We start from the raw sequence: 13287 nt of genomic DNA on the forward strand, positions 1-13287 counted from the left end.
TTATGGATTGATGGCGCCCCTAACGGCAGAAATGAAGCCAGCGACAACACGCACAACACAAACCCGGCTTTCTGAAAATTTTAGCAAAACCCTATCACTAAAATTTCGTATATTACATCAATCTTTGGTGAGCGATATTTGCGATTTATATATGTTTTGTTACGAAGCATATCAGTATATAATGACAAATATGCCGATATAGAATGACATAATTACATGTATTATAATTTTTTTTATTTACTAATTGGACAGATTCATGGCAATTACACTGTCTGATCGGCCATTTTAGAATGTGGACCCGTAGAGCTGTCCCCGTGACCGGACAGTTTTTGTTCGGCGTTAAGCTTGACCCTTTTCAGTATACACCAAGGGGGATGGGACATGACCCTTGGAAGCCGGCAACCACCGGCTCAGCACCCCCATGGGCGCGTAAGCCAAGCTGCCGGAGGCAGCGCCCGGCGTCTCGTGCCTTGAAATTAGGTTATGGTCTTTGTGTCCGTCAGGATGAGCACGGGGGGATGGCCATCCCCCCGTGCTCGGCGGCACGGAGACCGTACGGAGACCGTCGACGTTTTGGGCTAAAGCCCGTCCCGCAGCCAGGGCGTCTGGTATAAAAGGGGATCGTCTTAAAACCGTGTTTCCAACGAAACGCCCAAGGTGCGCCGCCCTTCACGCACGTTCCAGTTCACATAATTACCGACATTGGCAAAGGGCGTGGCAAGGATAGCGGCCTTGAAATTCTCGTCAAACAGGTTGCGGGCAAACAGGCCGACGCGCCAGGCCCCATCCTCCGCGCCCAGTCCCAGGGAGACATTCATCACCCCATAGGCCGGGTGCCGGGTATCCGGGTTGCCAACGGCGTTATAGGTCTTGTCCCGCCAAGCATAGTTCACATTCATATCGAACAGCAGGCCATTGAAGATGTCCCGCTCATAGCTGGCCCCCAGCGTGTAGCTGACCTTGGGGGCATTGGCCAACGGATCGCCCTTGGCCTGATAGAGCGGGTTGGCGCTGGTGGAACCGGGGGCGTTGCACTGTGCCGCAATGGCGGCCGCCCCCTGCTGCTGGATATTGTTGGGGCAGGCCGTGAGATAGTCGGTAAAGGCCGCATCAGAATAGGAAAGCGAGGCGTTCAACCGCAATTCATGGGTCACCTGCAGGTTCGATTCAATCTCGAACCCCTTGCTGCGCAGCCCGCCCGCGTTTTCGGTCAGGAATTCCGAACCGCGCAGTACGGCCGTTTGCAGGTTCTTGTACTTGTCATGGAAAAGGTTGCCATTCAGCGTCAACCGCCCATCCAGCAAGGTGGTCTTGGCCCCGATGGTGAAATCATCCACGGTCTGCGGGTTGACCAGGGTGCGCGTCCCGCTCAGCGCGGAGAAGGTGACCGTCGGCCCCAGATAGCCATGGGCGTAGGTGCCATAGAGCAGCACATCATCGACCGGCTTATATTCAGCACCGATGCGGCCCGACAGGCTGCTGTCATTCACCTTGCCGGTGGAGCGGGGGCGCGGCGTGTAGGGGGTGACATTGGCCGGCAGCTCGGGATCACGCACTGACCAGTTGCTGGCCTCCACCCAATCCTTGGAGATACGCAGGCCCCCCAACAGGCTGAACTGGTCCCCCAGATGCAGCTTGCCATCACCGAACAGGGCCGCACTGTCCGTCGTCGTTTCCCCGCTGTTCAAACCCGCGGTGATGGAAAGCGCGACGGGCGCAAAGGGCAAGGCCGGCCGCAGCAAGGCACTTTCACCCGTTTGATCCACCTTTTGGCGCGACAGGTAAATCCCCGTCACATATTCCAGCGTCTCGTTCTTGGGGGAGGTCAGGCGGATTTCCTGCGACAGCATGGAACGCGCCGTATTCTTGCGCCGTGCCTCAAAGGTGGGAAGCGGGCCGGCATCAATGGCATAGGAGCTGGGCCGCATATCCTGCCCGCGCCAAGCGGACAGGGCCGTCAGTTCATAATCACCCAGCAGCCAGTTTAGTTCCAGTGAACTGCCATAATTGCGCTCACGCTCGTTACCAGCGCCGTTTTCAACCGAACTCTCATTGTCATAGGACGGGGTGACACCCAGCGAGGCGAGATTGACACCCGGCGGATTGAAACGGGGGTCACCCGTGGGCACCTTGTTCAAGGTCCAGAGCTGGCCCGGCCCCTTCTGCTTGCGGCGGGAATAGTCGGCGATCAGATAGGCGGTGAAATTGTCCGACGCCTCCAGCAACAGCTTGCCACGCACGCCCTGCCGGGTCGTACCGCCCCATTCCTCGTTCCGCACCACATTCTTGACGAACCCGTCATAGCGTCGGTCAAAGGCATAGATGGCCATGGCCGCATTCTCGGCCAGGGGCACATTCAGGTTGCCATGAATATCCGTTTCGTTGAGCGAGGCGTAGGAGGCGAAAAGATCACCCGATACGGCATTCATGTCCGGCCGGCGCGTGGTGATGGAAATCACCCCGGAAGAGGCGTTCTTGCCGAACTGGGTGCCCTGGGGGCCTTTCAGCACTTCCAGCCGTTCAATATCGCCCAGGCTTTCCACCGGGCTGCCAAAGCCGACGACGACGCCATCCACCACCACGCCGACGGGGCTTTCAGAGGAACTGGCAAAGCCGCCGGCATTGCCCACACCACGCAGCCGGAAACCGGCATCATTGGGGGTGGAGCCGAACTGCACACCCGGCGTGGTATATTGAATATCGGTCAGGCCCTTGATGCCGGTGGCGGCCAGTTGCTCGGCACTCACCGCCGTCACGGCCAGCGGCACCTCCTGCAGCTTTTCCTGCCGGCGGGATGCGGTGACGACCACCTCATCCAGCAGGATGGCGTCGGACTGTTGGGCCAGGGCTGGCGGCGCCAGCCCGACCAGCAGGGCGATGGCGGCGGCATAGCTGCGCAGGCAGCCGTGTTGAACGACCTTCTTCATGGTCTTGTCCCTCCCAAGAACGATTTTGTTGCGCGGCAAGCCAATCCCATTGCGGCCCTGGATCAACCGGGCCGCCGGGTCATGACGCATTTGCCGTCTGGCTTTTTTAGAACAGGCCCACCGTCGTCAGACGCGCGGTACCCTGAGTGACAACCGGATCATGTTTCCCCCTGTCCGCCCGCTTTTTTGCGGGCTTGTCGGCGGTGACGGCTGTTCCGCCGAACAGCACCGTCACCGAACCTTTTCATTGTTCATCAATAACAGAGCCGTCCCCCAACCGTTCATTTTCATTCAACATCATGTGTATTTCGCAAAATGATGGTTTGGGACGAAATCTCATTTACTGGAACTGCTGATATCGGCAGCCACATCGCGCATGAAGGTGCGCATCCAGGCCATGCCGGGGTCACTGGACCGGTGCTTATGCCATTGCAGCATTTGCGTGAACCCGCCCAACTGGATGGGCAGTTCCAGCAGCCGCAGCGGCAGCCGCCGGGCCCAGATATTGGCAGACCGGCGGTGCATGGTGGCAATCCGGTCAGTGCCCATCACGGCATCGGCCACCAGGGTGAAATTGGGGGCATAGATGGTGATGTTGCGGCGGAAGCCGCGCGCGGCCAGCAGCTCATCATCAATATGCGGCACCTTTGTCGGCCCCATGCTGGTGCCGACATGTTCCAGGTTCAGATATTGTTCCAGGGAAATGCTGTCCCCGATCAGCGGGTTGTCCTGCCAGCAGACACAGACAAAATCATCCTTGAACAAGGGCTCGCGGGGATATTCCTCCACCGTGCGTTTTTCCGGCACGATCAGGAAATCGGCCACCCCCTGGCGCAGATGTTCGGCCGCGTTTTCCGTGGTCAGCACGGTACGAATACGGATGCCCGGCGCGCGTTCACGTAACCGCCGCACCACCTCCGCCACGAACACCAGGAAAGCATAGTCAGACGTGATCAGGGTGAAGGTCCGTTCCTCCCCCGCCGGGTCGAAGCCGGCACGGCTGGCGGAGATGCGTTCCAACTCCACCAGCGTATCGCGCACCTGCGCGCCCAGCATTTCGGCAAAGGGGGTGGGCACCATGCGGCGGCCCACCTGCACGAACAGCTCATCCTCGAAATATTCGCGCAGGCGGCGCAGCGCGTTGCTGACGGCGGATTGCGTCATGTTCAACTGCTGCGCCACCTTGCTGACGCTTTCCTCCGCCAGCAGCTTGTCCAGAATGACAAGGAGATTCAGGTCAAGCCGGTTGAAGCGCATTTTCCATCCCTAGGGTCTTGTTTTTTATGGCGCTACCCTACCCGCGATCTCCCTGCGGCGCCATCCGAACCAGACGCACAGGGCCCGCCAGACCCGACGGCAGCAGGGGGGCCTTGGGATCGGGGTGCAACAGCGGATGGGTATTGGCCGTGACGGGTACCCCCACCCCCGCCGCATCCCCGGCGATCCGGTTGGGCCATAGGTTGCTGACGGCGATGCTGACGCGGTTTTCCCCCGGCTTCAACGCCGCCCCCACATCCAGGCGGAAGGGCGGTTTCCACGCAGTCCCCACCGGCTGGCCATTGATGCTGACGCTGGCCAGTTCCTTGACCGTGCCCAGGTCCAGTTCCACGGGCTTGCCCTTCCAGTCGGCGGGAACCGTCACCGTGGTTTCATAAGTGGCCGTACCGGCAAAATGGCGGATGGCCGGTTCGGCCCGTTCCGTCCACAGGCCCAGTGCCGGAAGCGCCACCCGATCCGGCGTACCCTGCCCGGCGGGGAAGCGCAGCCCCCAGCCACCCGCCAGCGGCAGGCTTGCCACCTCCACCGGGGTTGGCACCGTGCGGGCGGGGGCCGGGGCGGCACCACGCTGTATGATGAACAGTGCCTGATGCGGCAACAGGGTCAGCGGCACCAGCGTGCGGCCATCCTGCTGGCGATAGCTGGCGGGTTCCACCTTGCCGCTGTCGGCGTGCCACAGGCTGACATCCTTGCCATCGCCGCGCAGGGACAGGGTAACGGTCTCGGCCCGGTCCTTCTGGTTGGCGATGAACCAGATATCCGCCTCCGCCGTCCGCCGGTGCGACCAGGCGATATCAGTATCGGCGGCACCATCGACGGTCAGATCGGGCCCCACAGCCAGATCCGCCAGCGCGGCGGCAATGTCCGTGCCCCGATAAAGCCGCCCCTGCCCCACCCGGCGCGCTGCCGTGCTTGCACCCTCCGGTCCCCAGATTTCCTGGATCAGCGCGGCCACCTTGGCCGCATCATCGCCCAGGCTGGGGCTGCCGATGGGCCGGGGGGACAGCACAGCGCCCCCCTGCCCCAGCAGGTCACGCAGCCGGGTCAGTACCGGCAGGGACAGTTTCAGCCGCCCATCCCCACCCGGCGGGATAACCAGCAACCGGTATGTGGCCCCCGACGGGGCAAGCCACTGCCCATCCTTCACGGCCAGCAGTTCCGTCACCGCATCCCGGCTCACAAAGTCCAGCTTGTTGCCAGCGGGCACGGCCAGCGGCAACCGGTCCGGGTCCGGCGGGGCGACCGCCGCCCCTTCCCCATAGAACCAAGCGATATCCGCCACATAGCGCCCCTGCAGCTGCAGGAAGGACGACCGGGCCAGATACTGCATCCACGGTCCGGCCTGTTCGGCCCAGGTTTCATGCCGGGTGAAAAACTGCCCGAACGGCCCCAGCGTAATGCCGGGGCGCAGATCGTCCAGCGGCTGATGCGGCGACGTATGAATGACAAAGCGGTTTACCCCCCGCGCCAGGAACCGATCGGCAAAGGGCTTCAGCGCTGCCGGCGTCGCCGTGAAGGGCGGGATGAAGGGCAAGGCGGTTAACGCCTCTGCCGCCACGATATTCTGTCCATAGAAATGCGCCGCTGACGCCGCCTCCGCGATATCGGACGTATGGGCGGGGTCAGACGGCGCACCCGGCGGCATCTGCCAGAATTCGCCCATGGGAATATCGGTGAAGCGCTTGTTCAGCAGCCCATCGCCTGTGGTGGGCAGACGGGTGCCCATTGCCTCCACGTAATAACCCAGACCCTTTTCATGGGCGAAATCGCGGATGGTGCGGAAATGCGCCTCGGCCAGCAGGTCGGCGATGGTCCGGCGGAAATCCCACAGGAACCGCTCACTATCCGCCACCGACCCGACGATACGGCCCGTCAGCACCGGCAGCCAGGGCAGCAGATCATACCCACGCCGACGCTTGAATTCCGCCGGCAGGGCCGGGGTCCAGTTGGACTGCCCCGCCTCCCAACTGTCGGTCAGCAGGTTTTTCAGCCCCTTGGCCCCGCGCAGGTCGCCCAGCGCCTGATCAACCTGATTGAAATAGCCCTCCAGATAGGCGCGCACGGCGACGCCATCCAGCTTGTCCACCTCCAGCCCCGTGCCCTCCGGGTCGGCGGGGTGGTTTTTCGTGCCGGTCAGGGAATAGCCCAGGCGCAGCACCTGCCAGCGGCCGGGCGGCGGCGTCCAGTCCAGCGTGCCGTCAGGTCGCAGCTTCGCCGTCAGGTCGATCACCTGATCGCGCGGCACCGCGGCGCGGTCCTGCGGGGTGGGCGTATCGTAATCCCGCATCGTGTCATAGGCGGCCTTGGCCTGCCAGCGGTCCAGCAAAGCCTCCGTCTCGAACCGCACTTCCGTCGCGGCATGGATTGTCTGCGGGGGAATGCCCGGCAGGGCCAGGGTCTGCGGCGGCAGCGGATCAAAACGGAAGCGCCAGCGCTGCGCCTTGGCTGCCGGCAGGGCAATGGTGCGCACAGGGGCTGAGGCGGGGAAGGCCACCACCTGCTGCGGGGGCACGCGCACCAGTTCCCGGAACGCGCCCGTTTCATCGGCAATTTCCACCACGCCGGCGGGCGACAGCGCATTCAGCGGATCTTCAATGGCCGACGCCAGGGTCAGCGCCGGCAGGCTGACCGGCTTGTCGAAGGCATATTCCACCCAGGCCAAACCGCCATCCGGCGCCTTCTGTTCCAGATGCAGCACCTGATCATAGCGCCCATCGGCCAGCAGGGCGGCATCCCCGGCGCTGCTGGTGATCCGCGGCTTCAGGGCCGTCAGCGGCGTCACCCCATCGGCCAGCCGATAGGCCAGCACCGCCACATCGGCATAATGGGTGGGCGTCGACACTGGCGCGGCGGCCGGGCGTGGCTTGGCCCCGCGCACCGGCGGCGGGGGCGGCAGGCGCAGTTCCGGCGGCAGCGGCATGTCCTGGAACGGGCCACTGTTGCGCGGTGGCGCTGCCAGGGTGCCCTTGAAGGGCTTGCCCCCCTCAACGACCGTCTCGCTCCAGACCAGTTTCTTCATGCCCTGGGCGGGCTTCACCCAGGGGCCGCCCGTCTCGCTCCACCCTGCCGAGGCGGCCATGGTCATTTCCAGCCCCAGCGCGTCGGCCCGTTCCGCCGCGCGCCGCACCATGGAACGCCATTCCGGGGAAAAGACCGTGACCGGCCTTTCCACCAGCAGCGGGGTTTCCAGATTGCCGGTGAAAAGCTGGAAACCGCCAATGCCGACGCGGTTCATCCAGGCCAGATCCTTGTCAATGCCATCGGCACTGACATTGCCGCCCAGCCAGTGCCACCAGACGCGCGGCTTGGCTGCCGCCGGCGGGGCCTGGAACCCGTCACGCAGCGCATCCGCCGCCAGGGCCGAGGTGCCAGAGAGCAGGCAGGCCGTCAGCAGCGCCGCGGCTATCCCCTTGATTTTCCGACCATCACGCATGGGAAACCTCCCGATGAAGCAAGCCGCGCAGCGACCATAGGGTCACGCAGCAGGCCAGGACCGCCCCCAACGGCAATTTCAGCCAGAGGACAGCCGCCAGGGACAGTGTCTCCGTCCCACGCAGCAGCAGCGCCACCGTCGGCACCAGAACCAGCACAGCCAGCAGCGCCAGCAGCAGCCCGCGCAACAGGATGAAACGGGTGCTGGGGGTGGGCGATAGATGCCGCCGCTTGATCAGGCTGGGCACCACCGACCCCATCAGGCTGATCATGAAACAGGTGGGCACCAGATCGAACAGCAGGCCACCAACGCCCCAAACCGGAACCTCTGCCTTGCCGCCAAAGGCAAGCAGGCTGAAGCCATAGTTCAGGGCACTGTTGATGGCCATGCTGATCGCGGTCTCGCGCGCGATCAGCCCCCGGCTCATGCCACGGCCCCGTTACGCTTGGCGATGGAACCCAGATGGGCGGCACTGGGCTTTGGCGTGCGCTTCAGCGTCTGGCGGTCCACAGCAACCAGCCCGAATTTCGGGCCATAGGCGGCAATCCATTCAAAATTATCCATGAAGGACCAATGCAGATAGCCCTTCACCGGAATGCCATCGGCCAGACAGGCCTTTACGGACGCCAAGGCCCCATCGATATAGGCGACGCGGCGGGTATCGTCCGCAGTGGCGATGCCGTTTTCCGTGACATAGACGGGCCGCCCCGTGGCCGCATGGGCATAGCGGATGGTGGCACCCAATGCCTGGGGATAGAATTCCTCCCCCATCTGGGTCAGTTCCGCGCCTTCCGGCGGGTGCATCAGGCCCTTGGCGTCGAAGCGGTTGCGGCCATAGGTCTGCACGCCGATGAAATCATCCGCCTTGGCCGCCTCCAGCCAGGCGGCGTTCAGATAATCGCGCACCTTGTCGCGGACAGAATCTGCCCCCACGGCCTGATCATCGACCAGGGCCAGGGAGACACCGACCGGGAAATCACCCGGCCCTGCCTTGATGGCGACCACCGCCCTGCGGTGCCCTTCCAGCAGGTTGGGCAACATGGCATCCTGATCACCGAACTGGGCGGCGGAAAAGCGGCTTGACCCAGCCAATGCCGCCGCCCCCTGCATGGCCTTGGGCATCTCTGCCAGGATGGGCGGCGGCAGAATGACATGCAGCAGCCGGCCCAGATTGGGTTCATTCAGCGTGACGGCGATCCCGGTAAGGTCACCAACCGCCTTCACCGCCCGTTCACAGAAGCGCGCAAAACTGTCGGCGGAACCCGCCACCTCCCATCCGCCGCGCTTGGCAAACCAGATGGGCGTTGAGAAATGGTTGAAGGTGATGGCCGGTGTCAGGCCCTTTTCCCGACAGGTGGCAGCGACGCGGCGGTAATGGTCCAGGGCTTTCTCATCGAAACGCCCCTCCTCCGGCTCGATCCGCGCCCATTCCAGGGAGAAGCGAAAAGCATTGAAGCCGAGTTGCGCCGCCAGGGAGAGATCCTCCGCATAACGGTTGAAAAAATCGCAGGCGATGCCGGATTTCTCCCGGAAGGGGCCGGGCTGCAACTGTTCCAGCAGCCAGGTATCGCTGTTGCTGTTATTGCCTTCCGTCTGATGGCCGGATATCGCCGCCCCCCAGAGGAAACCTTTGGGAAACGGGTTGCCCGCCGATGCGGCAAGCCCGCGCCCGGGCAACCCGGCCAGCGCCATGGCCGCCGGTACAGCGGCCAGCAGGGTGCGGCGATGCACCTCTTTCCTGTTCATGTTTTCCTCCCGTCCGTCCTTTTATATTTTTAAGCGGCGTCGGCGATGGTGTTGCGCAGCAGGCCGATACCGGGGATATCCACCTCCACCACATCACCCGGCTTCATCCACAGCGGGGGTTCGCGCTTTGCCCCTACGCCGCCCGGCGTGCCGGTGGCGATGACATCGCCCGGCGACAGCGGCGTGAAGGCGGAGACATAGGCGATGATGGTGGCGATGGGGAAAATCATGTCCGCCGTCGGCTGGCTCTGCACCACCTGACCGTTCAGGCGTGTCGTGACGGACGTGTCGCGGTAATCGCCCACCTCGTCCGGCGTCACCAGGGCGGGGCCGAAACCGCCGGTGGCAGGGAAATTCTTCCCCGGCGTGAATTGCTGCGTATGCCATTGCCAGTCACGCACAGAGGCATCGTTGAAACAGGCATAGCCCGCCACATGGCCCAGCGCCTGTTCCGGCGGGATGTCGCGCCCGCCCTTGCCAATGACCACCGCCAGCTCGCCCTCAAAATCCAGATGCGTGGAATGGCGGGGCCGCAGGATGGGGTGACCGGCGGCCACCAGCGTATCGGCAAAGCGGGTGAAGATGGACGGGTTGGCCACCTTGGCCCGGCCGGTTTCCTGGCGATGATTTTCGTAATTGTGCCCGACGCACAGGATCTTGCCCGGATTGGGGATCACGGGCAGGAGCGTCACCTCCGCCAGCGGCAGCGATGGCGTTGCCTTCGCCGCCAACTCGGCCAGAACACCAGCGGCAATGGCCGATTTCAGGTCAACCACGCCCGCCGGGGCCAGGGCGGTGAAATCCGCCACCTTGTCGCCAACCAGGGCACCAAAGTGCTGGGTGCCGTCGTAAAGAAAACTGATCAAACGCATTGGAATTTTCCTTTTAAAATATCAGGCGCGGCGGAAGCGGAAGGTACGTTCCGCCTCGCCCAGTCCCGCCATGTCCTTGCCGGAAATGCCCCATTGGTCGATGCGGTTGGGCGGCCAGGTCCAATCATCGGGTTCGCCCGTGGGATAATCATCGCCTACCACTTCCACCGCCGTGGAGAATTCCACCACCGCACCGAACGGGGCGATGAAATAGGCGAAGACATTGGCCCCCGGCCCGTGCCGCCCCGGCCCCCAGGCCGGCACCATGCCGACATCGCGCAGCCGCCCGATGCCCCGCATCACCGCGTCTATATCGGTCATTTCGAAGGCGATATGGTTCAGGGAGGCAAAGCCGGCGCGGGCAAAGGCAATGGAATGGTGGGAGCGGTTGCAGCGCACAAACACCATGCCCTTGGTCCGGTCGGACACTTTAAAGCCCAGAATATCCTCCGCAAAGCGGGCCGTTACTTCCGCATCCACCGCGTTCAGCACCACATGGGTCAGGCGCACGGCGCGGTCGGGCACGCCGACAACCGGGGCCACCCGCGTCGCCCCCGCCAGCACCCGGATCACCGCCCCATCGGGCAGCGTGACCAGCAGGCCTTCGCCCGCGCCGGGATCATCACTGGCAACCTGTGTCACCGCGATATCATGTGCCGCCGCCCGTGCGGCCACGGCGGCCAGTTCAGCTTCATCGGCCAGGAAGGTAACGGACCGCACCAGCGTATGGTCGGCCCGATACAGCCCCACCAGATAGGGTTGATCCCCCGATCCCCGGAGATAGCGGCGGTCGGCATCATCGCTTTCCACCGCCCCCAATCCCCAGATCCCGGTCAGGAAATCCGCCGCCCCGGCAGGGTCCGGCAGTTCCAGTTCGATGCTGCGCAATTCCATGGGTCTTGCCCCCTGATCAAATTCAAGCGCCGGGATCGGCCAACAGGCCAGCCGCCGCGATCCCCGCCAGCGCACAGGCTTCATCCAGATCGGACGTATCACCGGAAACCCCAACGGCCCCCAACAGCGCGCCATCGGCGGTGCGGATCAGCACACCGCCCGCCGCCGGCACCAACTGGCCCGACAGAACCGGGCCCAAGGCCGCAAAGAAGGTGGGGTTGCGGCTGGCGCGGGTGGCCAGCGTGCGCGACCCCACGCCCATGCCGATGGCCCCCATCGCCTTGGCTCTTGCGATATCCACGCGGAAGGGGCTGGCCCCATCCTGGCGCGCCAGGGCCAGCGGATGGCCGCCGGCATCCAGCACGATCACGGCCAGCGGGGCCAGGTCCTGCGCCGCCGCATGATCCAGGGCCACGCGGATGATGATTTCCGCCTGTGCCAGCCCCAAGGCCGCCGCCGTACCGGTCACGCTGCCCATGTCGTCCCCTCCGCTGCGACCAATCCCAGGTCCGCCGCCAGCGCCGCTAACAGCGGGGCGATATCGCCGGCATGGCTGACCGTGCCATAGATGTAGAAATCCGGCCGCAGCAGCACGGCAACCGCCCCACTGGCGGCAAACCAGTCGCGCAGATGCCCATCCGGGTCGGTCGTGCCGCCCTGCCCTTCCACCCAGACCCGCCCGCCCAGGGTGGCCCATGAGGTCGGCAGATCGGGAAGGGCCACATCGCGCCGCAGGATCAGCCGCCAGCCGGCACCGGTCAGGTCATCCAGCAGCGCGGTAGCGCCGTCCGGCAGGCCGACACGCGGCTGGATGAAGCGTTGCCCGGCACCGGGCCGCACAATGCCGCTTTCCACTGCCGGGATCAGGTCCGCCGCCGTGCTGGGTGGGCCGTCGGCCATGCGCGCCCGCATTTCCCAGTCGCGCGCCGCCGCTTCCGCCGGGTCCAGCACGCAGATATAGCGGCCTGCCGCCACGGCAGCACCGATGACACCGCGCACATGCGGTTCGCGTTCCGGCTGGTACAGGTCCAGCAACCGGTCAGGTGCCAGCCCGCGCAGCACCAGATCCAGCTTCCACACCAAGTTGGCGACGTCGCGGAAACCATGGCACATGCCCTGCCCGAAGAAGGGCGGCGTCTGGTGCGCGGCATCACCGGCCAGGAACACATTGCCGACGCGCCAACGTTCCGCCACCAGCCCATGGAAGCGATATGTGGCCCCGCGCACAATGCGATGCGGCACCCCCTGCACCCAGGGGGCCAGCAGTTTGGCCACCTGATCGGGCTGCATCATCGCCTGATCATCCTCGCCCGGCAGCAGCATGAATTCCCAGCGGCGCAGGTTGCGCGGCCCCGGCACAATGGTGGCGGGCCGCTTGGGGTCGCACATCATTACTGACAGGCGCTGCAGGTCGGCCTGGGGCGGCAATCCGGCAATCGGCCGGAAGGACAAAGGGCCATCGACCTCCGCATCCACCACCAGCCAGGGTTCCTCAAAATCCAGGTCATCCAGCCGCACGCCCAGCAGCTTGCGAACGGGGCTGCTGGCCCCATCGCAGGCAATGACGTAACGGGCGGTCGCAATCTGTTCGCCGGTATCGGTGGCCAGCGTCAGTCGGGCCTGCACCGTTTCCTGGGAAAGCCCGGTCAGGCGACAGCCAAGCCGCAGTTCAACCGACGGGAAACGGGCAAAGCCGGCCCGCAGGGCGGCTTCCAGTTCCGGCTGATAGAAGAAATAATCGTTGGACCAGCCGAACCGCCGCGCCTGCCCCGCCGTGCCCATATAGCGGATCACCCCGCCATCGGCCCCGACATGCAGATGCCCATCCGTATCGCGCATCAGCGGCAGGATGCTGTCGGTCAGACCCACATCCTGGAACAGGCGGATCATCTCATGATCAATATGCACGGCGCGGGGCAGCGGGTGCAGGCTGGCGGCCTGATCCATCACCAGGGTGCGGATACCGGCCCGGCCCAGGAAATTGGCCGCCAGCGCGCCCACCGGGCCGCAGCCGACAATGGCGACATCATAATGCTGTGTCATGCTTCTCCCCCGCGTAATATCAATCCGCCTTGAGCTTGACTCATGGTGGATTGGTATCGGCGGCGACTGCCGCCGCGCGGCTCGTGCCGCGTTA

The 13287-nt window shown here is 64.3% G+C and carries 10 protein-coding genes; all 10 read right to left on the reverse strand.

Annotated features, from left to right (window positions below; all coding sequences use genetic code 11):
- Nucleotides 1–626: 626 nt before the first annotated feature.
- On the reverse strand, nucleotides 627–2927 hold the full coding sequence (locus tag PCJ49_RS14885; protein WP_269911600.1) for a TonB-dependent receptor: 2301 nt from the start codon (nucleotides 2925–2927) through the stop codon (nucleotides 627–629).
- Between the two features lie 106 nt (nucleotides 2928–3033).
- A complete protein-coding gene (locus PCJ49_RS14890) occupies nucleotides 3034–3162 on the reverse strand; it encodes a hypothetical protein (RefSeq protein WP_269911601.1) in 129 nt (42 codons plus the stop codon).
- A gap of 101 nt (nucleotides 3163–3263) precedes the next feature.
- The gene (locus PCJ49_RS14895; RefSeq protein ID WP_089290378.1) at nucleotides 3264–4184 is read right to left on the reverse strand and encodes a LysR family transcriptional regulator; all 921 of its coding nucleotides are present in this window, start codon (nucleotides 4182–4184) and stop codon (nucleotides 3264–3266) included.
- Between the two features lie 37 nt (nucleotides 4185–4221).
- A complete protein-coding gene (locus PCJ49_RS14900) occupies nucleotides 4222–7638 on the reverse strand; it encodes a glycosyl hydrolase (RefSeq protein WP_269911602.1) in 3417 nt (1138 codons plus the stop codon).
- A complete protein-coding gene (locus tag PCJ49_RS14905; protein WP_269911603.1) occupies nucleotides 7631–8065 on the reverse strand; it encodes a hypothetical protein in 435 nt (144 codons plus the stop codon). The genes PCJ49_RS14900 and PCJ49_RS14905 overlap by 8 nt, the downstream gene beginning before the upstream one ends.
- Nucleotides 8062–9384 (reverse strand): family 1 glycosylhydrolase, encoded by a 1323-nt coding sequence (locus tag PCJ49_RS14910; RefSeq protein WP_269911604.1) that lies wholly within the window; start codon nucleotides 9382–9384, stop codon nucleotides 8062–8064. Before PCJ49_RS14910 ends, PCJ49_RS14905 begins: the two co-directional genes overlap by 4 nt.
- Nucleotides 9385–9413: 29 nt before the next feature.
- Nucleotides 9414–10256 carry a fumarylacetoacetate hydrolase family protein gene (locus tag PCJ49_RS14915; RefSeq protein ID WP_269911605.1) on the reverse strand — a complete coding sequence of 281 codons (843 nt, stop codon included), beginning with the start codon at nucleotides 10254–10256 and terminating at the stop codon, nucleotides 9414–9416.
- A 21-nt stretch (nucleotides 10257–10277) separates the two neighbouring features.
- Nucleotides 10278–11150 carry a VOC family protein gene (locus PCJ49_RS14920; RefSeq protein ID WP_269911606.1) on the reverse strand — a complete coding sequence of 291 codons (873 nt, stop codon included), beginning with the start codon at nucleotides 11148–11150 and terminating at the stop codon, nucleotides 10278–10280.
- A gap of 22 nt (nucleotides 11151–11172) precedes the next feature.
- Nucleotides 11173–11628, reverse strand: a complete 456-nt coding sequence (locus PCJ49_RS14925) for a heme-binding protein (RefSeq protein WP_269911607.1) — start codon at nucleotides 11626–11628, stop codon at nucleotides 11173–11175.
- Nucleotides 11616–13193 (reverse strand): bifunctional 3-(3-hydroxy-phenyl)propionate/3-hydroxycinnamic acid hydroxylase, encoded by a 1578-nt coding sequence (locus PCJ49_RS14930; RefSeq protein ID WP_269911608.1) that lies wholly within the window; start codon nucleotides 13191–13193, stop codon nucleotides 11616–11618. Before PCJ49_RS14930 ends, PCJ49_RS14925 begins: the two co-directional genes overlap by 13 nt.
- Nucleotides 13194–13287: the final 94 nt, after the last annotated feature.

It is taken from the genome of Niveispirillum sp. BGYR6, assembly GCF_027568365.1.
Lineage (GTDB): Bacteria > Pseudomonadota > Alphaproteobacteria > Azospirillales > Azospirillaceae > Niveispirillum.